Annotated in this window: 14 protein-coding genes; 10 read left to right on the top strand and 4 right to left on the bottom strand. The window is 64.7% G+C overall.

Features of this window, described 5'->3' with window-relative positions; translation table 11 throughout:
* Positions 1-29 precede the first annotated feature (29 nt).
* Both CJU94_RS29385 and CJU94_RS29380 read left to right on the top strand, forming a co-directional pair.
* Positions 30-467: an MbcA/ParS/Xre antitoxin family protein gene (locus tag CJU94_RS29385; protein WP_095422093.1), complete on the top strand. Its 438-nt coding sequence runs from the start codon at positions 30-32 to the stop codon at positions 465-467.
* Positions 464-1165: an RES family NAD+ phosphorylase gene (locus tag CJU94_RS29380; RefSeq protein ID WP_095422092.1), complete on the top strand. Its 702-nt coding sequence runs from the start codon at positions 464-466 to the stop codon at positions 1163-1165. Before CJU94_RS29385 ends, CJU94_RS29380 begins: the two co-directional genes overlap by 4 nt.
* Positions 1166-1206: 41 nt before the next feature.
* Here the strand turns inward: CJU94_RS29380 and CJU94_RS29375 are convergent, their stop codons facing one another.
* From CJU94_RS29375 to CJU94_RS29360, 4 genes are all read right to left on the bottom strand, one after another.
* The gene (locus tag CJU94_RS29375; RefSeq protein WP_208645378.1) at positions 1207-1944 is read right to left on the bottom strand and encodes a metallophosphoesterase; all 738 of its coding nucleotides are present in this window, start codon (positions 1942-1944) and stop codon (positions 1207-1209) included.
* Between the two features lie 145 nt (positions 1945-2089).
* Entirely contained in the window at positions 2090-3514 is a 1425-nt protein-coding gene (locus CJU94_RS29370; RefSeq protein WP_095422090.1) for a cytochrome c, read from the bottom strand.
* A gap of 19 nt (positions 3515-3533) precedes the next feature.
* Positions 3534-5135: a GMC family oxidoreductase gene (locus CJU94_RS29365; protein WP_095422089.1), complete on the bottom strand. Its 1602-nt coding sequence runs from the start codon at positions 5133-5135 to the stop codon at positions 3534-3536.
* Positions 5136-5315: 180 nt separating this feature from the next.
* Positions 5316-5909, bottom strand: coding sequence for a sugar dehydrogenase complex small subunit (locus CJU94_RS29360; RefSeq protein ID WP_095422088.1), 594 nt, complete (start codon positions 5907-5909; stop codon positions 5316-5318).
* 358 nt (positions 5910-6267) lie between these two features.
* Here CJU94_RS29360 and CJU94_RS29355 point away from each other — a divergent pair, with 358 nt between their 5' ends.
* The 8 genes from CJU94_RS29355 (at position 6268) to treY (ending at position 25937) form a co-directional block, all read left to right on the top strand.
* On the top strand, positions 6268-6930 hold the full coding sequence (locus CJU94_RS29355) for a DUF1345 domain-containing protein (protein ID WP_095422087.1): 663 nt from the start codon (positions 6268-6270) through the stop codon (positions 6928-6930).
* A gap of 471 nt (positions 6931-7401) precedes the next feature.
* Positions 7402-10842, top strand: a complete 3441-nt coding sequence (locus CJU94_RS29350) for a maltotransferase domain-containing protein (protein WP_095422086.1) — start codon at positions 7402-7404, stop codon at positions 10840-10842.
* Complete coding sequence (treS, locus tag CJU94_RS29345; RefSeq protein ID WP_095422085.1) at positions 10839-14303, top strand: maltose alpha-D-glucosyltransferase; 3465 nt, start codon at positions 10839-10841, stop codon at positions 14301-14303. Before CJU94_RS29350 ends, treS begins: the two co-directional genes overlap by 4 nt.
* Positions 14296-16506 carry a 1,4-alpha-glucan branching protein GlgB gene (glgB, locus tag CJU94_RS29340; protein WP_095422084.1) on the top strand — a complete coding sequence of 737 codons (2211 nt, stop codon included), beginning with the start codon at positions 14296-14298 and terminating at the stop codon, positions 16504-16506. Before treS ends, glgB begins: the two co-directional genes overlap by 8 nt.
* Positions 16507-16611: 105 nt before the next feature.
* Positions 16612-18831, top strand: a complete 2220-nt coding sequence (glgX, locus tag CJU94_RS29335) for a glycogen debranching protein GlgX (RefSeq protein ID WP_095422083.1) — start codon at positions 16612-16614, stop codon at positions 18829-18831.
* Between the two features lie 121 nt (positions 18832-18952).
* Positions 18953-20875 (top strand): malto-oligosyltrehalose trehalohydrolase, encoded by a 1923-nt coding sequence (gene treZ, locus CJU94_RS29330; RefSeq protein ID WP_095422082.1) that lies wholly within the window; start codon positions 18953-18955, stop codon positions 20873-20875.
* On the top strand, positions 20872-23082 hold the full coding sequence (gene malQ, locus CJU94_RS29325) for a 4-alpha-glucanotransferase (protein WP_095422081.1): 2211 nt from the start codon (positions 20872-20874) through the stop codon (positions 23080-23082). Before treZ ends, malQ begins: the two co-directional genes overlap by 4 nt.
* Positions 23079-25937 (top strand): malto-oligosyltrehalose synthase, encoded by a 2859-nt coding sequence (gene treY / locus CJU94_RS29320; protein WP_095422080.1) that lies wholly within the window; start codon positions 23079-23081, stop codon positions 25935-25937. Before malQ ends, treY begins: the two co-directional genes overlap by 4 nt.
* The last annotated feature ends 22 nt before the right edge of the window (positions 25938-25959 follow it).

Genomic DNA, 25959 nt, shown 5'->3' with positions numbered 1-25959 from the left:
TGCAAGTACAAGTAAGGACTTTTCTGCTCATGGCTCACGCTGCTCGCGCCACCCAACCCGAAGCGCCGATTCGTCGGCCGATTTCGGCCCCGTCGCTAACGGAAATGTCCGCAGCGGGTCTGCGCGCGTTCTTCAATATCGCCCGCGACTGGGACTTGAGCGCGGAAGAGCAGATCGTGCTGCTAGGCTCACCGGGCCGCTCCACCTATTTCAAATGGAAGGCGGCGCCTGAAACGGCCCGCCTCGGGCGCGACACGCTCGAACGGCTGTCGCTGCTGCTCGGCATTTACAAGGCGCTGCAAATCCTGCTGCCGCAAGCCAGCGCCGCGGACGGCTGGATCAAACGCCCCAACAGCGCGCCGCCGTTCGGCGGCCGCCGCGCGCTGGATCGCATGCTGGCGGGCAACATCAGCGACCTCGTGGCCGTGCGCCAGTATCTCGACGCAATGCGAGGCGGCTGGGCGTGACACAACCGTATTGGCAGGACCGCTGGCGTACCGCGCCGCTCGATTGGTCGCCCGCGTATCGTGTGATTCCGACGCGCTTTCCGGCCGTCAATCTGTTCGACCGGGTCGCCTCGCCGGAAGATTTCGACGCGCTCTACGCGCTCGAAGCCATGACCAACGACCGTCTGCGCACCGAAGTCGGCGAACTCGATCTGGTGCCGCGCGAAGAGCGCCGCTTCGGGCCGGGCTATGGGCCGATCATGGCCGCTTTGACTCATCTGAATCCGCTCGGCAGCCGTTTCTCCGACGGCACTTACGGCGTGTTTTACTGCGCCCGCTCACGCGCCACCGCGATCGCCGAAACGCGCTATCACACGGGGAAATTTCTGGAAGCAACGGCGGAGCCGCCCATGCGCCAGCAGATGCGCCTTTACACCGTCGTCGCGGCAGGCAACGTGGTGGACATTCGCGGCGATGAGTCGGTGGATCTGGCAGTGCTGTCGCCGGACGATTATCTGGCGGGACAATCGCTCGGCCGGGCCGTCCGCGAAGCAGGGGCGCCGGGTATCGTGTATCCATCGGTGCGGGACGGCGAAGGCGAGTGCCTCGCCGCGTTCAAGACCACGCTTTTGCGCGACTGCCATCACGCGGCGTATCTGGAATACAACTGGAACGGGCATCAGGTGGATATGGTGTTCGAACTCAGCCAGGTAGGCTAGGCCGACCAGCCGGCGCACCGGCGCGAGCCGTCAAGGCAGCGTCACGGCAACGCCAGCGCCGCCGCCCCGTCCGCGCGCGCCTCTTCGACCGAGATCGACCAGCGCCGCAATGCCAGCGGCTCGACGATCGTCAGCTTGCCGTCCGGCCCGAACGCGCCGGTGTCGATGAACACCTGCGAGCCCACCTGCTTGATGTCACGCATCGGCGTGTGGCCGCAATAGGTCAGCGATAGACCGCGCTGCCGTTGCGGATCGCCGTTGCCCAACGCCAGATCGCGTCCCCACAGCAATTGCTGGCGGGTTTCGGTGGAGAAATTTCCTGCGTCCAGTTCGGCGTCCGTGCCGAAGAATTCCCCATGCAGCACGTTGAAGCGCTCCTTGCCGCTGCCGACCACGCGCGCAAGCGGCAACCCGCGCACGAGCTCCGCGTAATGTTGCAAGCGCTCGTCGGATAACCGCAACGCCCACAGGCCGCCGATTCCATACCACGACTGACGCCGCAAGCGTCCATCGGCAACGGCGCACAGCATGTCTTCGTGATTGCCCAGCACGGCGAAAAACCAGGGCTTGTCGAGCAGGGTCAACGCGAGCTCGGAATGCTCGCCGCGATCCACCAGATCGCCGACCGAAAAGAGCCGGTCGCGTGCAGGGTCGAATGTGATCACGCGCAGCAGATAGCGCAATGCATCGACGCAGCCATGCAGGTCGCCGACCACGAAGTCGCGCCCGCCCCGGTTGGCCGGGTGATGCTCAACGGAATTGACGAGTACGGAAGCCATGGCTTCATGATAATGCGGCATGTGGGACGTGAATGCGCGCTGCCCATCGTATCCTGCCGCCATGGCGAGCGAGAACGACGAAAATCGACGCAAAACTGGCGTATTCCCGGCCAGTCTTACCGGAAATTCGCCCTCTGCGCGGTCACTATTGCTGAGTACGCAGTTTGGCAACCTGATCGGCGGTCACGGAGGATTGTGGATTGCCGAACTGTCTGGTCACATAGTTCGTGACGGCGGCCACCTGGTCGTCGGTGAGCTCGTTGCCGAATGCCGGCATCAGCACATCCGCCTGTTTCGTCGTGCGACTGACGCCGTGCAGAATCACCAGCGCCAGATTATTCGCATCGCTCGCGCCCACCGCCGAGTTGTGAATCAGCGACGGATACGCCCCCGGCGCGCTCGCGCCCACGCCCTGCCCTGTCCAGCTATGGCAGCTCGCACAGTTGGCGACGAACAGTTGCGCGCCGTTCACGGCATGGATGGCGGTACCGCGCAGTGCCGTGACGTCGTCGGCGGGATTGCCCCACTGGTCGCGCGGGCGCGATTCGCCGCCGCTGATCGGCGGCACCGCGCGCAGATACGCGACGATCGAGCCGAGATCTTCGCGCCTCAGGTATTGGGTGCTGTCGGTCACCACTTCGGCCATCGGACCCGCCGCGTTGGACCGGCCCGGCGCCGCGCCGGTCGACAGATACGACACCAGTTCGTCGTCACTCCAGTTGCCCACGCCGCTGTTCTTGTCGGACGTGATGTTGTATGCATGCCAGCCGGCCTGCACCGCGCCGGAGAAACGCGAACTCGACTTCAAACCCTGCGTGAAGTTGCGCGGCGTATGACATTCCTCGCAATGCGCGAGCCCTTGCACCAGATAAGCGCCGCGATTCCACTGCGCGCTTTGTTTGGGATCGGGCACGAAGCGGCCCTCGGTGAAATTGAACAGATTCCAGAACACCATCAGCCAGCGCTGATTGAACGGGAATTTCAGGCTGTTGCCGGGCGGCGAATAGTGGATCGGCGTGAGCGTATTCAGATAGGCGCGAATGGCCAGCACATCCTGATCGGTGACCTTGGTGTACTCCGCGTACGGGAAAGCCGGATACAAGTGCTCGCCGCTTTTGCCGATGCCCTCATGCATGGCGCGCAGAAAATCGGCGTCGCTCCATTGGCCGATGCCGGTGTCCGGATCGGGCGTGATGTTCGGCGTCACGATGGTGCCGAACGGCGTGTTGATCGGCAGCCCGCCAGCGAAGGGCCGCGCTTTGTCCGCCGTGTGGCAGGCCACGCAATCGCCGGCGCGCGCGAGATACTCGCCGCGCTTGGCCAGATCGCCGCCGGCTGCGGCAGCCGGCATGACGCCGCCATCGGCCGGCTGCGAGGCGTCGTCCGCGTGGGCCTGCGTGATAGGCAATTCGTCGTTGTGCCGCGTGCTGGGGCCGTGCGCCTCGTACCACGCCATGTATAGCGCGAACAGCGAAAAGATCGCCGCCAGCGCCGCGACCCTGAAATGACCGCAGCGGGCTTTCTGCACGAGCGCATCGACCGGCGGCACGCGAGAGGTGTTCTTCGTCATTGTGGCTCTCCGGTCAGGCTCAGATCTCACGCTTGAGCTTGTCGGCCAGTTTCAGCGACAAAGCCGCGATCGTCAGCGTGCAATTCACCGATGCCGCGCTCGGCATCACGCCGCTGCTGGCAATGAACAGATTGGAGTGATCGTGCGTGCGGCAGTCCGCATCGACGACCGAATCCGCCGGATCGCCGCCCATGATCGTGGTGCCCATGATGTGGTTGTTGGGCGCGAAGGTGTCGTCGAACGAGATTTCCGCGCCGCCGAATAGCGCGGCGATCTGCCCATACAGTTCGTGCGTATTGGCCGCGCTTTTCTTCACGTAGTCGTTGATCGAGTAGTAGATTTCCGGCTGCGGAATGCCGAGCGCATCCTTGTGATCCGCCGAAGGCACCACGCGATTGCGCGGCTCCGCCAGATGCTCATGGAAGCTGTTGATAGTCAGCGTGCGCGCCGCGCGGTCGCGAATCTGCCGGTCGAGCTCAGCGCCGGTGAGGCCTTGCTTCAGCAGAGCGGCGGTCACGGCCATGGTGGGCACGCCATTCGACAGATGCAGCTTCTTCGCCGCGTAATCGGAGCGGAACGCGCCGTCGCGGAAATTGACGATCGAGGTCATTTCCATCGGCCCGCGTCCGGGCCACAGCGGTTCGTTGGCGAGGAACGTGACGCCCGTGCCCGGATGATCCATCAGGTTGCGGCCCACCTGATCGGAACTGTTGCCGACGCCGTGCGGGAATTTATCGGAGGTCGACATCAGCATCAGCTTCGGCGTTTCGATGCCGTTCGCGGCCAGCACGAACAGCTTGCCCGTCACGCGCGTGCTGTTGCCGTTCGGGTCCTTGTAGTGGACCGCTGTAATCAGCCCTTTGTTGTCCGCTTCGACGCGGTACACCACCGCCTCGGGCACCAGCTTCGCGCCCGCCTGTTCGGCTTTCTCCGCATGCACCACGCCGTTGTACATCGCGGCGATCGGGCAGATCGGCATGCAGTTGTTGTTGCCGCAACAGGTGGGCCGTGCGTCGTAAGGACGGCTGTTGCGCGCCACCGGTTCGGGCACGACCTTGAAGCCGTGCGCATTGAGCACGTCGCTAAAGCGCTGATCCATGTACGAGAGGGGAAGCTGGCTCATCGGGTACGGCTTCGAGCGCGGCGAGCCGAGGTCGATGGAATTGCCGGGACCCGAGACGCCGAGTTGCATTTCCGCCGCCGAATACCACGGCTCCAGCGTTTCATACGGATAAGGCCAGTCGCGCCCCACGCCGTACAGCTTGTGCAACTGGAAATCCGACGGCAACAGCCGCCATGCGGCGGCCGCCCAATGCCAGCTCGTGCCGCCCACCAGCCGCAGGTACTGCGAGCTGTACGGATAGTCGCCCTTCTGGATCAAATAATTGTTGGCCGGCGCGTACTCGGGATGCGGTGCGTAGGGCGTGGACGGATAAGGCGTCGCGAAGTCGCTCTTGACCGCCGAGTTGCGAAAGTTCTCGACGATCTGCCAGCGCGGAATACGCGGCCCGGCTTCGAGCAGAATCACCGACGCGCCGGCCAGCGCCATCTGATGCGCGACCAGTCCGCCTGCCACGCCCGAACCGACCACGACGATATCGGCGGAATTCGTGTTTGCCATTGTTGCCCTCTTCTTCTGTGTCGACCGGCGTTGGCGCTCGAACTGTCGAGCGCGCGCAGCGCTCATCCCGGTCCCATGCACTGTGGTTGTGCTGGCTGATCGTTGCTTGCTGAACGCGCGTGCCGGTGCTGCGTCGAACGATCTGATCGAACGATGCGGCACGCGCAAGAGGAACGACGTTCAGGCGCTCACCGGTTTCTTTGTCCAGTAGAACGGCACGTCGCGGCAGTAGGACGGAATCGTCAGCACGTCCTTGACGGGGTCGAACATCAACGCCTTTTCATAAGCGACCACATCCACGTGAGGCATGTCGCCCACCAGGCCGAGATACCATGCGCGCATGATCGCGCTCACGGATTTGGCAAGCGCGGGCTGATCCACCTGCAAAGCCTGCGTCACGGTATCGGACGGCACGCCGCCGTGGCCCCGCAGCCACGTGTTGAGCGCGGCGACGTTCGGGGTGAAATGACTGTCGGACCTGGCGAGGGCGTCGTAGACGCGTTTGCCGAGCGCGACGTCGAAGCCGGTGCGGCCGGTGAGGCGCTGCGAGAGCGCAAGGAAGGCGTCGAGCGCTCCGCTGGCGGGCGCCTCGGCCGATGCCGGGGCGATCAGGGAGAGCGAGCGGCCGGCGCAGGCAAACGCGAAAGCCGCGGCCGCGGCGCATGCGCCGAGCACCCACGCTCTGCGCGACGTTGAAAACGAAACAGACGGCGACAAGCCTGCGGGATGCGTCACTTCGTGGTGCGCATCATTATTCTCGGGAACATCTGTCATGGGCACTCCAGATGGTGAGTCATTCTCAACTTGCCACACGGCTTTCACATGATGCCGTTTGCGTGTGACGTCGATTCCTCTACCCCAAACCTGGTCTGACGCCGCTTAAGCGGTCTAGTGAGCCCGCCTTAACCCAGTGCGAGCCGCGCTACGTTGTGCTGATGACATCCATATGAAGCTGAGCGCACTGCATGGCATTCACGGCAAAAAAAATCTGCCGCCTGCCAATCGCCTTTCAACTGAAAGCGGCGCGCAAGCACGTTGCGAAAGACTATAGCCTGTGACTTGCTCATTCGACAAATGCACGTCGAAGCAGGGGGTAGAATCCGCCACACCGAGAGTCCTTGCACGCCATTCCATGCTCACGAAATATTTTCCGCAGGTACTTCGCAATCGACCGCGCATGCTGGTCGGCCTCGCGCTCGGCATCATCGCGGCGCTCGCCTTGCCGGCGCACACGCGCCCAATGGTTCGCGTGCTGGCCGGCTGGGACGCCGCCATCTGGAGTTATCTGGCGATGATCTGGGTCTACATGGCCATCGCCGATGAAGAAAGCGTGCGCGCATCCGCCCGTCGCGACGATGAGAACGCGGGCGTCGTGCTCATCGTGATCTGCGTGGCGACCATTGCGAGTATTGCCGCCATCGTGCTGGAGCTGGCGTCGGCGAAGGGGACGGCGGGCGCTTCGACGGTCTGGCACTACGCGCTGACCGGACTCACGATGTTCGGCGCATGGTTTCTGATCCCGACCATCTTCACCCAACACTACGCGCGTCTTTACTACGATCCCGATTCAGCGGAAACGCCGCTGCTGTTTCCCGACAAGGCGCTCCAACCGGATTACTGGGACTTCCTGTATTTCTCGTTCACCATTGCCGCGGCTTCGCAGACCTCGGACGTGGTGTTGCGCTCGCGCTCGATTCGCCGCGCCGCGCTTGCGCAATCCGTGCTGTCGTTCTATTTCAACGTCGCCGTATTGGGCTTGTGCGTGAATATCGCAGCGGGCCTGCTCGGTTCGTGAACCCGTTGGCTCGAGCGCGGCTTCCAGCCGCCGCTGCCCCCGCATAAAAGTCCGCCTTTTGCGGCGAATCGCGCCGCCCGTGACGCCGCGCGTGTAAATCCCGGGCGGCGCCCGCCCGTTTTACACGCGGCCGCCCCGCTGCTGCTACACGCGAGCGCCCTCGCGCCTGCCGCCACATCTTGCTGCAAAGCGTACTGCGGGACGCTCGCCCACCCATCCCCCGCTCTCTGCGAGCCGCACTGGCACAGCGTTTGCTGCGTCTTCCGAATCGATCTGGCCGGCTCGTGCAATCGACGCCTGGCGTCAAAGCACCCCTTACTGGCCAGCGGCGTGACGATCTTTGCACTACATTGACCAGTACGCGCCCTCGCTTCTTGCATCGCGCGGTATCCGGCTCTGGAAGCCCAATGAGCGCTGTGATCGCATGCCAATTGCATCCACACCGCAGCAGGACGAATCTGGAAACGATCGATGGAATCTCCCAACGGGTACGCGCCGCGGATCTACTTTTTTCATTCACTTCTGGTTGGGCCGCTCGATGCATGGCCTGCGCAGTTCGCGCGCGCAGCCGCGCTGGGCTTCGATCACGCGCTGATCGGCAGCCTCTTCGAGCCTGGACGCGCCGGCCACGGACAGGTGGTCGGCACTCACGCCCGTCTGCATCCCGTATTCGAGTCCCAGCAGCCCGCCACTGAGGCGATTCGCACGCTCGCGAACGGCGCCGCCCAGAACGGCCTGACCTTGCTGGTCGATCTGGTGATCGACCGGATCGCGGCCGATGGCGCCCTGTACGCCGAACATGCCGACTGGTTCCACCCATTCGAGTCTGAAGAGGCGCGGCTCGACCCGCGCCATGTGCATCGCGAAGACAACGTCGCATATGCGAACTTCGACGACGCCCGCAGCAGCGCCGCATTGGTCGGCTGGTGGACCCAGCAGTTGCTGGCGCTCGCCGACGCCGGGGTGGGCGGCTTCCGGTTCGACTCGCCGCACCGCGTGCCGGGCGCCGTCTGGCGGCAATTGGGCGACGCGGTTCGCGCGAAGCATCCCGAGGTGCGCTTTCTCGCCGCCACACCCGGCCTGTCACGCGGCGATCTGCCGGGCCTCGAACGCGCCGGCTTCGACAGTGTGTTCTCGTCGGTGCGCTGGTGGGACTTCCGCTCGAGCTGGATGGTCGAAGAACACGCCGCGCTCGCGCGCATCGGTGCGCCGATCGCCTTTCCCGAAGCGCCTTACGGCATCCGCCTCGCCGCCGAGCTGAGCGATGCGCACGACGCCGCCATCGTCGAACGGGCTTACCGGCGCGCGCTGTACACCTCCGTTGCGCTCGGCACGGGCTGGATGATGCCGATGGGCTTCGAATACGGCATCAACGAGCCGATGTCGCAAACGCGCGGCGATGCTTCGCAGTTCGCCCTCGCTGCGCGGGCGAAGCAATTCGATCTCTCGGAGCACATCACGCGTGCGAACCAGGCGGCGGCCAATACGAAGACACTGCACGCCAACGGCGAACTGCGCCCGCTGAGCGGGCCCGGCGCACCCGCAGCCGTCTTGTTGCGCGCCGACCAACGCGACCTGCGCGAGGCCGATGAAGCGGTTCTGATCGCCGTCAATCCCGACCTCGGCGCGCCGGTGCGCGTCGATCCCGCACGCTTTCTCGCGGGCGTGCCGGGCAACTTCACGCGATTCGTGCCGCTCGACGCAGCCGCGAGCGCTTCGCCCGCCACGCTCACGCCGTTCGCGCTCGCCCCCGGCGCGGTTCGGCTGTTCCGCGCGGTCACGGAGAAGCCGATCCGCCTCGCGCCGCCCATCGACAAGGCGAACAGCAAGCGCAGCGGCCGCAAGACCGTGATCGAAGCGATCAACGCGCCGCGCGTGGCGATCGAGAGCGTCACGCCCTCAGTCGATAACGGCCGCTTTGCGGCCAAGCGCACCGTGGGCGAACGTGCCGAAATCACCGCCGCGATCTTCGCCGAAGGTCACGACAAGATCGCTGCCGCCGTCATCTGGCGCGCCGCCGACGAAACCGCATGGCATGAAGTGCCAATGACGCCGGCCCAACCCGCCGGCCTCGACATCTGGAAAGCGCGCATTCCGCTCGAACGCATGGGCCGTCACGAATTCACCGTGATTGCCTGGCGCGACGACTTTGCGTCGCTGGTCGAGCATATTCAGAAGAAGCTGAAGGCGGGACAAACCGTCGAACTCGAACTCGACGAAGCCGCGCATCTGTTCGCGCTGGTGCTCGCCGAAGTGGAAACCTCGGAAGGCGCGGTCACGGCGCCGCTCGAACATATCGTCAAGGAATTCACCAAAGCCGACGCAGAAGCGAAGCTCGCGCTGCTGCTCGCGCCGACCACGGCGAAGGCGATGACCGCCGCGCGCCATCGGCCATTCCTGAGCCGCGATCCCGTCATCTACAAGATCGACGCGGACCGCACGGCCGCGCGCTTTGCGAGCTGGTACGAAATCTTCCCGCGTTCGATGAGCGACGACGAATCGCGCCACGGCACCTTCGCCGATGTCACGACGAAGCTGCCGCGCATTCGCGACATGGGCTTCGACGTGCTGTATTTCCCGCCGATTCACCCGATCGGCGTGGCGAATCGCAAGGGCCGCAACAACACGCTGACCGCGCAGCCGGGCGACGTCGGCAGCCCGTATGCGATCGGCGGGGTCGAAGGCGGCCATACGGCCGTGCATCCCCAGTTGGGCACGCTCGACGACTTCAAGGCGATGCTCGCCGCAGCGCACGAGCACGGCCTGGAAATCGCGCTCGACTTCGCGGTGCAGTGCTCGCCGGATCACCCGTGGCTCAAGGAGCATCCAACGTGGTTCGCGTGGCGCCCCGACGGCACGCTGCGCTACGCGGAGAATCCGCCCAAGAAGTATCAGGACATCGTCAATCCCGACTTTTATGCGCACGACGCCAAGCCCGACTTATGGCTCGCACTGCGCGACGTATTCCTGTTCTGGATCGAAGCGGGCGTGCGGATTTTCCGCATCGACAACCCGCACACCAAACCGCTGCCGTTCTGGGAGTGGGTGATCGGCGACGTGCGCGCGCGCTATCCCGATGCGATCTTCCTCGCCGAGGCCTTCACGCGGCCGCGCATGATGAACCGGCTGGGCAAGATCGGCTTCTCGCAGTCGTACACGTACTTCACGTGGCGGGAAACCAAGCGCGATTTCATCGAGTACATGACCGAGCTCACGCAGACCGGCGCGCGCGATTCCTACCGGCCGAACTTCTTCGTCAATACGCCGGATATCAACCCGCGGCATTTGCAATCGCAGGGCCGCACGGGCTTTCTGATTCGCGCGGCGCTCGCGTCGACGCTGGCCGGTTTGTGGGGCGTATATAGCGGTTTCGAGCTATGCGAAGCCGCCGCGCTGCCGAACAGCGAGGAATATCTCGACTCCGAGAAGTATCAATTGCGTGCGTGGGACTGGAACCGGCCGGGCAACATCGTCCCCGAGATTACTGCGCTGAACCGGATTCGCCGTGCGAACCCGGCACTGCAGACGCATCTCGGCCTGACGTTCCTGACCGCGCACAACGACAACGTTCTAGTCTTCGAGAAAGCGACCGAATCACGCGATAACGTCATTGTCGTGGCGATCAATCTCGACCCGTTCAACGAACAGGGCGCGGATATCGAATTGTCGTGGGAGACTTTCCAGAAATGGAATCTGCACGATCATGGCCCGCTGGAACTCACCGATCAGATGACCGGCGCGCGCTTCGAATGGCACGGCCGCTGGCAACACGTCCAGCTCGGGTCGGGTCAGCCGTTCTCGATCTGGCGCATCGCGCCGCTCGGCGGCCTGCCCGCCGAACGGCCGGATGAAGCCGACAGCGACTATCACGCAGACGCTGGCAACCCAACCCCAACGGAAGGTGCGACATGAAGCGTGACGATCCAGCCCAAACCTCGTCGCAGGCTCACACGAGCGCCGCCACCGGCGGCGCCGCGAAAGCGCGCGCGCATCGGCGAGGCAAGCCCGCGGCCTTGAGCGACGATCCGCTCTGGTACAAAGACGCGATCATTTATCAGGTGCACATCAAGTCGTTCTTCGACGCGAATAACGACGGCGTCGGCGACTTCCCCGGCCTGATCGCGAAGCTCGACTACATCGCCGAGCTCGGCGTGAACGCGATCTGGCTGTTGCCGTTCTATCCGTCGCCACGGCGCGACGATGGTTACGACATCGCCGATTACCGCAACGTGCACCCCGACTACGGTCAGATTGCCGACGTGAAGCGCTTCATTCAGGAAGCGCACGCACGCGGCATTCGCGTGATTACCGAACTGGTGATCAACCACACGTCGGACCAGCACCCGTGGTTTCAGCGCGCACGCCGCGCGAAACCGGGTTCGAACCATCGCAACTATTATGTGTGGTCCAACACGGATCAGAAGTATCAGGAAACGCGGATCATTTTCATCGACTCGGAGCCGTCCAACTGGACGCATGATCCCGTGGCGGGCGCGTATTACTGGCACCGCTTCTACTCGCACCAGCCCGATCTGAATTTCGACAATCCGGCCGTGCTCAAGGAGGTGCTGCAGGTCATGCGCTTCTGGCTCGATATGGGCATCGACGGGCTGCGGCTCGACGCGGTGCCGTATCTGGTGGAACGTGAAGGCACGAACAACGAGAACCTGCCGGAAACGCACGCGGTGCTCAAGAAGATCCGCGCCACCATCGACGCCGAATATCCGAACCGGATGCTGCTCGCCGAGGCCAACCAGTGGCCGGAAGACGTGAAGGAATATTTCGGCGACGAAGACGAATGCCACATGGCCTTCCACTTCCCGCTGATGCCGCGCATCTACATGTCGATTGCGAGCGAAGACCGCTTCCCGATCACCGACATCATGCGGCAAACGCCGGACCTCGCCGAAACGAACCAGTGGGCGATTTTCCTGCGCAATCACGACGAACTGACGCTGGAAATGGTCACGGATTCGGAGCGCGACTACCTGTGGAACACCTACGCGAGCGATCGCCGCGCGCGCCTGAACCTCGGCATTCGCCGCCGCCTCGCGCCGCTGATGGAGCGCGACCGCCGCCGCATCGAGCTGATCAATTCGCTGCTGCTCTCCATGCCCGGCACGCCCGTGATCTATTACGGCGACGAACTCGGCATGGGCGACAACATTCACCTCGGCGACCGCGACGGCGTGCGCACGCCGATGCAGTGGTCGTCGGATCGCAACGGCGGTTTTTCACGCGCCGACCCCGAGCAACTGGTGCTGCCGCCGGTCATGGGCTCGCTGTATGGCTTCGACGCGGTCAATGTGGAAGCGCAAAGCCGCGACCCGCATTCGCTGCTGAACTGGACGCGGCGCATGCTTGCCACGCGTCGCGCGAAGCAGACTTTCGGACGCGGCACGATCCGTTTCCTGAAGCCGGAAAACCGCAAGATTCTCGCGTATCTGCGCGAGATGCCGGGCGAGCCGCCGATTCTCTGCGTGGCGAACCTCTCGCGTGCGCCGCAAGCGGTGGAACTCGATCTGTCCGAATTCGACGGTTCCGTGCCGATCGAAATGACGGCGGACTCCGTGTTTCCGCCGATCGGCCAACTGACCTATCTGCTGACGTTCCCGCCGTATGGCTTCCTGTGGTTCATGCTGTGTCCCGGTGGTCAGCGTCCTACCTGGGCGCAAGCGCCTTCGGAACCGCTGCCGGAGTTCGTCACGATCGTGATTCGCGAAGGCCAGGTCGGTCCGACGCCGGAGAACGTGCGCTTGCTCGAATCGGAAGTGCTGCCTTCATGGCTGAGCCGGCGCCGCTGGTTTGCATCGAAGGATCAGAAGCTCAATACGGTGCGGCTCGCGGCGTTGACCACGATTCCGAACGGCGGTTTTGCGTTTACCGAAATCGAAGCGGACGTGGGCAAGCATACCGAGCGCTACGTGGTGCCGATCGCGATTACGTGGGGGGGCGAAACCACCTTCCCGCTATTCAAGCAACTGGCATTGGCACGCGTGCGACGCGGCCGCAACGTCGGTCATCTGACGGACGCGTTCGCTTTGCCGATCTTCGCTCATGGCGTCATGCGCAAGCTGCGCGAACGCGCCGTGGTGCCGACCGTGCAGAAGAGCGAAATCAGGTTCCTGCCGACCGAACGTTTCGCCGAACTCGAAGGACTCGGCGAGCGCCCGGAGATCCGCTGGCTCGCGGCGGAGCAGAGCAACAGTTCGCTGATCATCGCCGACGCCGCCGTGCTGAAGCTGGTGCGCCGCCTTGTGAGCGGCGTTCATCCCGAAGCCGAGATCAGCCGCTACCTGACGCAGTTGGGCTACGCGAACACCGCGCCGCTGTATGGCGAAGTGGTGCGCGTCGATCCGGAAGGCGTGCCGCATACGCTCTGTATCCTGCAAGGCTTCATCGACAATCAGGGCGACGCCTGGAACTGGTCGCTCGACTATCTGCGCCGCTCGGTGGACGAACTCGCCATCGCCGTCGATACCGAGGCGCAGTCGGCGCCGGACCGCGCCAACGAATCGATCCTGATGGAGGGTTACAGCGCGTTGGCCGGCATTATCGGCAGAAGGCTGGGCGAACTGCACGTGGCGCTCGCGTCGCCGACGGACGACCCGGCGTTCGCGCCGGAGCCCGCCAGCGCGGAGCAGGTGAAGGCATGGATCGGCGGCACGCAGGCGATGCTTGCCAGCGCGCTGGATCTGCTCGCACCGCGCATCGCGCAGATGACCGATCCGGAAACCAGGGCGCTGGCGCAAAGCCTGATCGACCGCCGTGCGGCGTTGGTCGCCGCCATCGACAAGCTGGTTTCCGCCGACGCGGGCGCGCTGCGCATTCGCATTCACGGCGACTTCCATCTCGGCCAGGTGCTGGTCGCGCAGGGCGACGCGTATCTGATCGATTTCGAAGGCGAGCCGGCACGCACGCTCGAAGAGCGTCGTCAGAAGTCGAGCCCGTTGCGTGACGTGGCCGGTCTGATGCGCTCGCTGTCGTATGCGAGCGCGGCGGCACAGTCCACCACGGAAGCCGCGCCGCAACAGACCGCCGACCGCAAGCGCGCGCTGTTCGACCGGTTCCGCGCGCATGCCGCCGACACGTTCCTCAGCGAGTACCGTGCGGCCGCCGCTGAAGCGCCGACGCCGCTCGTCGCGCCCGAAGCCGAGCAGGCTTTGCTCGATCTGTTCCTGATCGAAAAAGCCGCCTACGAAATCCGTTACGAAGCGGCCAACCGGCCGACGTGGCTCAGCTTGCCAATCCGCGGCCTCGCCGCGCTCACGAGCCGTTTGCTCGGAGACACCGGCACGCCAGGTCACGATTCCTCAACCCAGGCGTCAGGCGCCGCCACACCGCCTAATCCGGCCGAGGGCGACTATGAGTGAGCATGATCCGGCCGCGGGCCTCCAACCGCTCGATATCGACGCCCTCGTCGAAGCGCGCCACCCCGATCCTTTTTCGCAGCTCGGGCTGCATCACACGGACGCGGGTCCGGTGGTGCGCGCGCTGTTGCCGAACGCCACGCACGTCAGCGTGATTTCGCGCGCCGACGGTGCGCTGCTCGGCGAGCTCGAGCAGTTGCGACCGGGGCTGTTTGCCGGCCGTGTGACGTCCGCCGCGCCCTACCGTTTGCGCATCGACTGGCACGGCGTGGTGCAGGAAATCGAAGACACGTATGCGTTCGGTCCCGTTCTCGGCGACGAACCGCTCGGGCGCCTCGCCGGCGGCGATCCTTACGCGGTGCTCGAATGCCTCGGCGCCCGTCCGATGGAAGTGGACGGCGTGCCGGGCGTGCGCTTCGCCGTGTGGGCGCCGAACGCGCGGCGCGTCTCGGTGGTGGGCGACTTCAATGCGTGGGACGGCCGCCGTCATCCGATGCGGCTGCGGCATCAGGCCGGCGTATGGGAATTGTTCGTGCCGCGTGTCGGGCCGGGCACGCGCTACAAATACGAACTGCTGTCGCGCGACGGCCATCCGCTGCCTTTGAAAGCCGATCCCTGCGCGATGCAAACGGAGAAGCCACCGGGCACGGCGTCCATCGTGGCGCACGTCGACGAGGTCGAACAGTTTCCGTGGAGCGACCACGAATGGATTCAGTCGCGCGCCGGCAAACAGACCCCGCGCTCGCCGATTTCGATCTACGAAGTACACGCCGAATCCTGGTTGCGCGTCGCGGAAGAAGGCCAGCGCGCGCTCGATTGGGATGAACTCGCGGAGCGGATGATTCCGTACGTGAAAAGCATGGGCTTCACGCATGTGGAGTTCATGCCGATTGCCGAGCATCCGTTCGGCGGCTCGTGGGGCTATCAGCCGCTCGGGCAATTCGCGCCTTCCGCGCGCTTCGGCAAACCCGAGCAGTTCGCGAGATTCGTCGACAAGGCGCATGAGGCCGGACTCGGCGTGATTCTCGACTGGGTGCCCGCGCACTTTCCGAACGACGCGCACGGTCTGATCGATTTCGACGGCACGCCGCTCTACGAGCACGCCGACCCGCGCGAGGGGTATCACCAGGACTGGAACACGATGATCTACAACCTCGGCCGCCACGAGGTGAGCGCGTTCCTGATCGCCTCGGGGCTAGCGTGGCTGAAGCGCTATCACGTCGACGGTTTGCGCGTGGACGCGGTCGCGTCGATGCTATACCGCGACTATTCGCGCGCCGCCGACCAGTGGGTGCCGAACATTTACGGCGGTCGCGAGAACCTCGAATCGATCGCGTTCCTGAAGCGGCTGAATCACGAAGTCGGCTACGTGCCGGGCGTGCCGGGCGCGATCACGATCGCCGAGGAATCGACGGCGTGGCCGGGCGTGACGGCGCGTGTCGAAGACGGCGGCCTCGGCTTCCAGTTCAAGTGGAATATGGGCTGGATGCACGACACGCTGCACTACATGGAAGAAGACCCGGTCTACCGTCAATACCATCACCACAACATGACCTTCGGGATGGTGTACGCGTATTCGGAGCGCTTCGTGCTGCCGCTGTCGCACGACGAAGTGGTGCATGGCAAGGGTTCGCTGCTCGGCAAGATGCCCGGCGACAGGTGGCAAAAGTTCGCCAACCTGCGCGCGTACTTCGGTTTCATGTGGACGCATCCGGGCAAGAAGCTGCTGTTCATGGGCGGCGAATTCGGCCAGTTGGCGGAATTCGATCACGATGCGTCGCCGCATTGGCATCTGCTCGACGATGCGAACCACCATGGCGTGCAGAAGCTGGTGCGCGACCTGAACCGCCTGTATAGCGACGAGCCCGCCCTGTATCTGCTCGATTGCGAGCCGGGCGGCTTCGAATGGCTGATCGGCGACGACAGCGGCAACAGCGTCTTCGCGTATCGCCGCACCGATGGCGCCGGCCGCGAAGTCGTCGTAGTGTGCAATATGACGCCGGTGCCGCGGGTCGGTTACCGGATCGGCATGCCGCGCGCCGGACGCTGGGCGGAAGTGCTCAATACGGACGCCGGTGTGTACGGCGGCTCGAACATGGGCAACGCCGGGCTGATCCATACCGACTCGCAATCGAGCCACGGCTGGCCGCATTCCGCCGCACTGACGCTGCCGCCGCTCGCCACGATCGTATTGCGCGCGGATTGACGCAACTGCTGTAAGGCGAGCGCGCGGCGTGCGACATTGCGCGCCGCGCGCTCGTTGCATGAAGTCCCACGATAGCGTTCAACAATCAGAACAGGAAGGGGAATCATGTCGCATGCAATGCCCGACCGGCTTCTGCCCGGCTCGCCCTATCCGCTCGGCGCCAGCTGGGATGGCCTCGGCGTCAACTTTGCGGTGTTCTCGGCGAACGCGCAGAAAATCGAGCTTTGCCTGTTCGATCCCACCGGGCGCAAGGAAATCCGCCGCTTCACACTGCCCGAATGCACCGACGAAGTCTGGCACGGCTACCTGCCCAACGCGCATCCGGGCACCGCCTACGGGTTTCGCGCGCACGGGCCGTATCAGCCGCAGCATGGGCATCGCTTCAACCCGCACAAGCTGCTGCTCGATCCTTACGCGCGCAAGCTGGTCGGACAGTTTCGCTGGTCGGACGCGCTGTTCGGTTATCGCGTGCATTCGAATCGCGCGGATCTTTCCATCGACCGGCGCGATTCCGCGCCCGCCATGCCGAAGTGCGTGGTGATCGACGAAGCATTCGACTGGTCGCACGACAAGCGGCCGAACGTGCCGTGGGGCGAAACCATCGTCTACGAAACGCATGTGCGCGGCGCGTCGATGCTGCGCGCCGATTTGCGCCAGCACGAGCGCGGCACGTTCGCGGCGCTGGCTTCGCCGGAGTTCATCGACCACCTGCTGAAACTCGGCGTGACCGCCGTCGAATTGCTGCCCGTGCATGCGTTTCTCAACGACCGCTTTCTGGTGGAACGCGGTCTGCGCAACTACTGGGGCTACAACACAGCGGCCTTTTTTGCGCCCGAGCCGTCTTACCTGAGCACGCACCGGCTCGACGAAATGCGCATTGCCGTGCGCCAGTTGCACGCGGCCGGCATCGAGGTGATTCTCGACGTGGTCTACAACCACACCTGCGAAGGCAACGAGATGGGCCCGACCGTGTCGTGGCGCGGCCTCGATAACGCCAGCTACTACCGGCTGATTCCCGGCGACGAGCGTCACCATATCAACGACACCGGCTGCGGCAACACCGTGAATCTGCCGCATCCGCGCGTGCTGCAAATGGTGATGGATTCGCTACGCTACTGGTCCACGGCATTCAATATCGACGGTTTCCGTTTCGATCTCGGCGTCACGCTCGGCCGCGAGCAACACGGCTTCGATCCCGGCTCCGGCTTCTTCGACGCGTTGCGTCAGGACCCGATCCTGTCGCAACGCAAGCTGATATCCGAACCGTGGGATATCGGGCCGGGCGGTTATCAGCTCGGCAATCATCCGCCCGGCTTCGGCGAATGGAACGATCGTTTTCGCGACACCGTGCGCCGTTTCTGGCGCGGCGACGCCGGCTTGCGGCCCGATCTCGCCGCGCGCCTGACCGGCTCGGCCGATTTGTTCAACCGACGCTTCAGGAAGCCGTGGGCGTCGGTCAATTTTGTCACGTCGCATGACGGTTTTACGTTGGCCGACGTAACCGCCTACGAGCAGAAGCACAACGAAGCGAATCGCGAGGACAACAACGACGGCCACAACGAGAATTGCAGCCGCAATTGGGGCGCCGAGGGCGAGACCGACGATCCCGCGATTCTCGCCACCCGCAAGCGCGTGGCCCGCTCGCTGATCGCCACGCTGTTGATGGCGCTCGGCACGCCGATGATGCTGGCCGGCGACGAATCGCTGCGCACGCAGCACGGCAACAACAATGCGTACTGCCAGGACAACGAAATGTCATGGCTCGACTGGGAACGCGCGGAATCGCCGGACGGCCGTCAGATGAGCGCGTTCGTGGCGCGCGTGATCGCGCTGCGCAAGCAGCATCCGCTGTTGCGGGAAACGCGCTTTTTGTTCGGCGATCGAGAAGTGTTGCCTGGCCTGTTCGACGTCGGCTGGTTCGACGAACGCGGCGATCCGCTCACGATCGAAGCCTGGCAGGATCCCGAGGGCCGCGCGTTCACATTGCGTCGCGCCGGACCAGGCTTGAACGGCGAAACAGAAGTATTGTTGATGATGCTCAACGCCAACGATAAAACACTGCGGTTTTCGCCTCCCGCTCCGCACCTGGAATGGCATGTGCTGTTAGACACTGCTGAACCGGAGAGCGCGCCGCACCGGCTGGCGGTGTCAGAGGTCGAAGTGGCGGCGCATAGCCTCGTGATGCTGGCCGCGCAACCGGTGGGCGAAGCGGACTGGCAGGCGGGCTGGAAACCCGGCCCGCAGCACGGGCCACGGCTTCTGACGGCGCTTCCGCCCGATCCGGGTGCGCATCCGCCCATTGGCGACGCATCGCCGACCGCTTAGACCGCGGCGGCGGCGAGACAACGGAACAGGCAGGGCGGTCGCTTCATTGCGCGTCAGGTATCGCGATTGCGATCGGCACGTCAATACGCGGCTCGAAAGTAAAATTGAATGGTGACGAATCATGTCCGAAAGTCCGATTGATCCCCATGCGCATCATTACGCGCATTGTTTGCCGTTCGGCGCGCAGCTCATCGGCGCGGCGGGCACGAAACCGCGCACGCGGTTTCGCTTCTGGGCGCCTTCGTGCAAGCACGTTCAGGTGGAAATCGAAAACGGACCCGCCCAAGGCGCACACGAAATGACGCCCGCCGGCAATGGCTGGTTCGAGACCGCTATCGACAGCGGCGCGGGCACGTTGTACCGCTTCCGGCTCGACGGCGAACATGCGGTGCCCGATCCGGCTTCGCGCTTCCAGCCGCAAGACGTGCATGGACCGAGCGAAGTCATCGATCCGCGCGCGTACCGCTGGGAACACACGGACTGGTATGGCCGGCCCTGGGAAGAAACCGTGCTGTACGAATTGCACGTCGGCGCGATGGGCGGTTACGCGGGCGTGCAGAAACGCCTGCCGGCGCTCGCCGCGCTCGGCGTCACCGCCATCGAGCTGATGCCGCTGAACGACTTTCCCGGCAAGCACAATTGGGGCTACGACGGCGTGTTGCCGTACGCGCCCGACTCCGCATACGGCCGCCCCGAAGATCTGAAAGCGCTGATCGACGCCGCGCACGGTCTCGGCCTCATGGTGTTTCTCGACGTGGTCTACAACCACTTCGGACCGGACGGCAATTATCTGCATGAGTACGCCCGCTCGTTTTTCCGCGAAGGCACGCACACGCCGTGGGGGCCGGCAATCGATTTCGAGCGCAGTGAAGTGAGCGATTTCTTTACGGACAACGCCATTTACTGGATCAACGAATATCGTATCGACGGCCTGCGTTTCGACGCGGTCCACGCCATCGACAATCATGCGTGGCTGCGCGAATTGTCCGATCATATCCGCGCGAAAGTGCAGCACGGCCGCCATGTGCATCTGGTGCTGGAAAACGAGCACAACAGTGCGAGCCTGCTGGACACGCATTTCGACGCACAGTGGAACGACGACGCGCACAACACCTTGCACGTGCTGTTGACCGGCGAAACGGAAGGCTATTACCACGCGTATGAGGACCAGCCGATCCGCCGCCTCGCGCGCGTGCTGTCGGAAGGCTTCGCGTATCAGGGCGACCCGTCGCCGATTCACGACGGCAAGCCACGCGGCGAAGCGAGCGGCCATTTACCGCCAACCTCGTTCGTGATGTTCCTGCAGAACCACGATCAGATCGGCAACCGCGCGTTCGGCGAGCGCCTGCGCAAGCTGACCTCGGACGATGCGCTGCGCGCCGCCACCGGCTTGCTCCTGCTGTCGCCGCAAATCCCGCTGCTATTCATGGACGAGGAATACGGCTCGACGCAGCCCTTCCTGTTTTTCACCGACTACCAGGGCGACCTCGCCGATGCGGTCCGCGAAGGCCGGCGCCGCGAATTCGCGCGCTTTTCGTCGTTCAGCGACGAGAAACGGCGCGCGCAGATTCCCGATCCGAACGACGTAAAGACGTTCGCTGCATCGTCGCCGCCCGCGCCGGATGAAACACCGCAGCACAACGACGAAGAAGCGAAAGACCGGCTCGACTGGATGCACTTCTACAAATCCGCGCTGGCGGTCCGCGCCAAATTGATCACACCGCGCCTGAAACATAGCAAGGCATGCGGCGTGACCGTGCTGAACGCAGCGAACGGCGGCGATGCCAATGCGCTGATCGCCCGCTGGAAACTCGCTGACGGCGAGACGTTGTCGGTGGCGCTGAATCTCTCGAAAGAGAACGTCGCGTTGACCGGGACGCCGGCCGGCAAAGTGATTTTCGAAACGCCGCCGCGCGTGCGCGAACAGGTCGACGTCGACGTCTTGCCGTCGCACGCGTTCGTCGCGTGGCTGACCGGCGACGTGAGCGACTATGCGATCCACCACGATGCGCGCATTGCAGGCCAACAGGAGCGCCACGCGTGACAACCCGACGCCATCACGACACCGTCGTCACTCTCGCCTCGCGCGCCGGCTTCGAGGTGGAGTGGCAGGACGCACACCATACGACGCAGCATGTGCCCGAGACCACGCTTGCCGTGCTGCTCGAACGGATGGGTTTGCCGTGCGGCAACGCCACGCAAATCCGCCAGAGTTCCGCTGCTCTGGAGGCCGAACTGTCCGGCCGCAAACTGCCGCCCCTGATGACCGCGGAAGTGGGGCGCGGCATCGCCCTGCCCGCCGCGGCGATCAAGTCGGGCAGCCACTATCGGATCGAACTCGAAAGCGGCTCGATCATCGACGGCCGGTTTACGGCGCCCAAAGGCGAGGAAGCCTTGCTTGCACCGATCGACGAGCCCGGCTATCACGCGCTCGTGATCAACGAGCAGCGCGTGACGCTCGCCGTCGCGCCGCCGCGCTGCTACACCGTCGCCGACGCGTGGCGCACGCTGCACGATGACGACGCCGGCAACGATGCGCCCGTGCCGCCGCTGTGGGGCATCGCCGCGCAGTTATATGGCTTGCGCCGCATCGGCGATGGTGGCATCGGCGACTATTCGGCGCTGGCACAGATGGCCGTCGAAAGCGCGAAACGTGGCGCGCATGCGCTCGCCGTCAGCCCGACTCACGCGATGTTCAGCGCGGAGCCGAACCGCTTCAGTCCGTACTCGCCGTCGTCGCGGTTGTGGTTGAACGTCACGCATATCGACGCCGCCGCCGTATTCGGCACAGACGCGTTCCACGCGGCGCTTGAAGCCGCGCAGGCCGCCGACGCCTGGTCGAAACTCGAAGACTTGCCGTTGATCGACTGGCCGAACGCGGTGGTATTGAAGCTCAAGGTTTTGCGCGCTCTGTACGAGCATTTCTGCGCGAACGATCGCGCGCAGAACACGGCTCGCGCGCTGGAATTTCACGGCTTCTGCGAACGTGCCGGACGCGCGCTCGAAGATCACGCGCGCTTCGAAGCGCTGCAGGCGGCGCAACTCTCGCAAGAAGGCGGCAATGGACATTGGCGTAATTGGCCCGAGGCGTTGCGCGATCCACGCAGCCCGGAAGTCGAAGCTTTCGCCGAGGCCCATCGCAACGAGGTCGATTTCCATCGGTTTCTGCAGTGGCTCGCGGCCAAGGGCTTGTCGCACGCGCAGCACGCGTCGCGCGATGCCGGCATGTCCGTCGGTCTGATCGCCGATCTCGCGGTCGGCTGCGATAGCGCTGGCAGTCATGCGTGGTCGTACCGCGACGACATGCTGCAAGGCGTGTCGGTCGGCGCGCCGCCCGATCTGTTCAATCAGGCCGGCCAGGCATGGGGGCTCACCACCTTCTCCCCGCGCGCCATGCGCATGCAAGGCTTTTCCGCCTTCATCGACATGCTGCGCGCGGCCTTCGCGCATGCCGGCGGCATCCGCATCGACCATATTCTCGGCTTACGGCGGCTGTGGCTCGTGCCCGAAGGCGAAAGCGCGCGCAACGGCGCGTACTTGCGCTATCCGCTCGAAGACCTGCTGCGTCTGATCGCGCTCGAATCGTGGCGGCATCGCGCGATCGTGATCGGCGAGGATCTCGGCACCGTGCCGCCCGGCTTTCGCGAGCGGCTCGAAGAACACGGCATTGCGGGCATTCGCGTGCTGTGGTTCGAAAGCGCGCACGACGGCAAGGGTTTCAAGCCGCCTTCCGCCTGGGACCGCAATGCGGTCGGCACCACCACCACGCACGATCTGCCGACGGTAGCCGGCTGGTGGCGCGGCAGCGACATCACGTGGCGCAACCGGATCGGCCAGACGCTGGCGCGCGCCGACGGCCGCGACCCCGAGGAAGTTGCCCAGCAAGAGCGCGCGAAAGACCGCGCGTTGTTGTGGCGCGCGTTCCAGCAAGCCGGCGTGGCCGCGAACGACATTCCCGCGCCGCCACCCGACAGCGCGCCCGTGGACGAAGCGCTCGCCTTCGTGGCCGCGACGCCCGGCCCGCTGGTGACCTTTCCGCTCGAGGATCTGCTCGCGCAGGTCGAGCAGCCGAATCTGCCCGGCTCGATCGACGAGCATCCGAACTGGCGCCGCCGCGTCACCTTGCCGATTGACGAATTGTTCGAGGACGACAGCTTCTGCGACCGCCTGCTCGCGGTGGATCGCGAGCGCCGCGCCGCCGCTGCTTCAGTTCCTGCTTCCAACGCTTCTTCGGAGCCTGATACGCCATGACCGTCCCGCGCTCCACGCTTCGCCTCCAGTTTCACCGAGGCTTTACGTTCGACGATGCCGCGAAGCACGTCGAATACTTCGCCGCGCTCGGCATCAGCCACGTGTACGCGTCGCCCATCACGACGGCCGAGCCGGGTTCCATGCACGGCTACGACACCGTCGATTACACCCAGGTCAGCGCCGAATGCGGCGGCGAGGCGGCCCTCAGGCGCCTCGTCGACAAGCTGCGCGCGCACGACATGGGACTGATCATCGACACGGTGCCGAACCATATGGGCGTCGGCGGCGCCAGCAATGCCTGGTGGCTCGATATCCTCGAATGGGGCCGTCACAGCGCCTACGCGCGCCACTTCGACGTGGACTGGCATTCGCCCGATCCGGCGTTGCGCGGCAAGGTGCTGCTGCCCACGCTCGGTGCGCCGTACGGCGAGGAACTGGCGGCTGGCCGCATTGCACTGCATTTCGCGGCTGACATCGGGCGCTTTTATATCGGCTACGGGCCGCACGTGTTTCCAGTGTGTCCGATCGATTACGCGTCGATCCTGCAAAGCGCCGACCGCTCCGATCTCACCGCCCTCGCCGAGCGTTTCCACGGCCTCACGACTCAGCCCGCCGATCATCCGCGCGCCGCTGAAGGCCGCGACATGCTGCGCGAGTTCGTCGCGCAGAACGGCGGCTTGGCGATCGAGTTCGTACTGGAAACGTATTCTCCGAACGACCCGGTCACGCGTGACCGCCTGCATCGTCTGATCGAGCGGCAACACTTCCGCCTGGCGTGGTGGCGCACCGCATCCGACGAGGTGAACTGGAGGCGTTTCTTCGATATCTCCACGCTTGCCGGCGTGCGTGTGGAGCGGCCCGAAGTGTTCGAGGCCGTGCATGCGCTGCCCTTCCGTCTGTATCAGGAAGGCGTGGTGGACGGCTTGCGCATCGACCACGTGGACGGCCTCGCTGAGCCGCGTGAGTACTGTCAGCGTTTGCGGCAACGTCTCACCGAACTTCGCGACAGCGCCCCGTACGTGGTGGTCGAAAAGATTCTTGGCCGTGGCGAACCGCTGCGCGACGATTGGCCGGTGGACGGCACGACCGGCTACGACTTCATGAACGACGTGGGTGCGCTGCTGCACGATCCGGCCGGCGCCGAGCCGCTCGCGCAGACATGGACCGAACTGACCGGCCGCAGCCCGCGTTTCGCCGACGAAGCCCTCGCCGCGCGCCGCAAGATTCTCGCGGAAAACCTTTCGGCGGAACTCGACCGCGCTGCACGTGCGTTGCATCGCATTGCGCGCGATTCGCTGACCACGCGCGATTTCACCTTCACCACCCTGCGGCGTGTGCTGACCGAACTGGTCGTGCATTTTCCGGTGTATCGAATCTATCCGCAGAACGGTCTGCGCAGCACGGCGGATAACGTCTATTTCGACCAGGCTTTGGAGGGCGCGAGACGGTCGCTGGCTCGCGCGGACCATGTCGCGCTCGAGCGTGTGAACGCGTGGCTTGGCGGCAGCGCCGAAGAGGCGCCGGCCGGACGAAGCGGCGCGCCGCAACAGCAAAACCAGAACGGTGCGCCGCCGAGCCATGCCGGTTCCGCGGGACGCACCGCGCAGACGCTGTTTTCGCAGTTGACTGCGCCGGTTGCCGCGAAGGCGGTGGAGGACACGGCGTGTTATCGCTATGGCCGGCTGCTGTCGCGCAACGAAGTCGGCTCGGACCCGGGCGAGTTTGCGTTGTCGGTCGAGCAGTTTCACGCGTCGAATCTGGAGCGGTCGCAGCGCTTCCCTCACGCCATGCTCGCGACCGCCACGCACGATCACAAACGTGGCGAAGACGTGCGTGCGCGGCTCGCTGTGTTGAGCGAGATTGCGCAGGACTGGAGCGCGACACTGCGCGCGTGGTCCACGCTGAATGCGCCGCATCGTCGGGCGCTCGACGGCAAGCCGGTCAGCAGCGTCGGCCAGGACACGAGCTACGACTGGGCGCCCGGTCCCGCCGCCGAGGCGATGCTGTATCAGACGCTGGTGGGCTGCTGGCCGCCGGATCTGCAACCGGACGACGAAGCCGGGGTGAAGGAACTCGCCGAACGCGTCGCGCAATGGCAGCTGAAGGCGTTGCGCGAGGCCAAGCTGCAAACCAACTGGCTCGCTCCAGACGAACCATACGAAGCCGGTTGCCGCGATTTCCTGTTCGACATTCTGGCGCCGCAGCGGCGTGACGGTTTCCTGAAGGAGTTGTCCGCGTTCGCCGCGCGAATCGGCCGTGCAGGTGCGCTCAATAGCTTGCAGCAGACGCTGCTGCGGTTGGCGTCGCCTGGGATTCCCGATCTTTATCAAGGCACCGAGTTGTGGGACTTCAGTCTGGTCGATCCGGACAACCGCCGGCCCGTCGATTTCGCCAAACGCGAGGCGTGGCTCGCGCAGACTCCGCCGTCCGAATTCCTGTCGACCTGGCATGATGGACGCGTGAAGCTCGCGGTGGTGCAGCGCGTGCTCGCGCTGCGGGCGCATTTGCCGGAGTTGCTGAGTCAAAGCGAATATCTGCCGCTCGCCGTGCGCGGTAAGCACGCGTCGAATGTGATCGCGTTCGCGCGCCGCCATGGCAATGCCTGGGCCGTGGTGGTGGCGAGCAGGCTCGCTGCCGGTTTGCTCGGTGAGGAAGGCAACGTGCCGATGGTCGATCCCGCGAAATGGGAGGACACGGCGGTGGAGATGCCGTCCGATCTGTCCGCGAGAGCGCTATTCGACTGGCTGAGTCCCGCTGCGCCGAAGGTCGACGAGAATGGGTTGTTGTATCTGCGCGATGCGCTGGGCGCCATGCCGATCGCGGTATTGGTGGAGGACGGCGTGCCACGCAGTTGATCCGCGAGCGTTGCAGGCGTCT

Origin of the sequence: Paraburkholderia aromaticivorans (assembly GCF_002278075.1) — a bacterium.
Taxonomy (GTDB): Bacteria; Pseudomonadota; Gammaproteobacteria; order Burkholderiales; family Burkholderiaceae; genus Paraburkholderia; species Paraburkholderia aromaticivorans.
Note: the sequence above shows the minus strand (reverse complement) of the source record. Positions and strands in the feature narration are given on the sequence as shown.

What these genes read in the sequence shown, in the direction of transcription:
- CJU94_RS29365 (WP_095422089.1), bottom strand. Translation starts at nt 5,135, where the DNA reads ATGGCAAACACGAATTCCGCCGATATCGTCGTGGTCGGTTCGGGCGTG.
- CJU94_RS29375 (WP_208645378.1), bottom strand. Translation starts at nt 1,944, where the DNA reads ATGGCTTCCGTACTCGTCAATTCCGTTGAGCATCACCCGGCCAACCGG.
- CJU94_RS29360 (WP_095422088.1), bottom strand. Translation starts at nt 5,909, where the DNA reads ATGACAGATGTTCCCGAGAATAATGATGCGCACCACGAAGTGACGCAT.
- CJU94_RS29350 (WP_095422086.1), top strand. Translation starts at nt 7,402, where the DNA reads ATGGAATCTCCCAACGGGTACGCGCCGCGGATCTACTTTTTTCATTCA.
- CJU94_RS29370 (WP_095422090.1), bottom strand. Translation starts at nt 3,514, where the DNA reads ATGACGAAGAACACCTCTCGCGTGCCGCCGGTCGATGCGCTCGTGCAG.
- treS (WP_095422085.1), top strand. Translation starts at nt 10,839, where the DNA reads ATGAAGCGTGACGATCCAGCCCAAACCTCGTCGCAGGCTCACACGAGC.
- glgB (WP_095422084.1), top strand. Translation starts at nt 14,296, where the DNA reads ATGAGTGAGCATGATCCGGCCGCGGGCCTCCAACCGCTCGATATCGAC.
- treZ (WP_095422082.1), top strand. Translation starts at nt 18,953, where the DNA reads ATGTCCGAAAGTCCGATTGATCCCCATGCGCATCATTACGCGCATTGT.
- CJU94_RS29385 (WP_095422093.1), top strand. Translation starts at nt 30, where the DNA reads ATGGCTCACGCTGCTCGCGCCACCCAACCCGAAGCGCCGATTCGTCGG.
- treY (WP_095422080.1), top strand. Translation starts at nt 23,079, where the DNA reads ATGACCGTCCCGCGCTCCACGCTTCGCCTCCAGTTTCACCGAGGCTTT.
- CJU94_RS29355 (WP_095422087.1), top strand. Translation starts at nt 6,268, where the DNA reads ATGCTCACGAAATATTTTCCGCAGGTACTTCGCAATCGACCGCGCATG.
- glgX (WP_095422083.1), top strand. Translation starts at nt 16,612, where the DNA reads ATGTCGCATGCAATGCCCGACCGGCTTCTGCCCGGCTCGCCCTATCCG.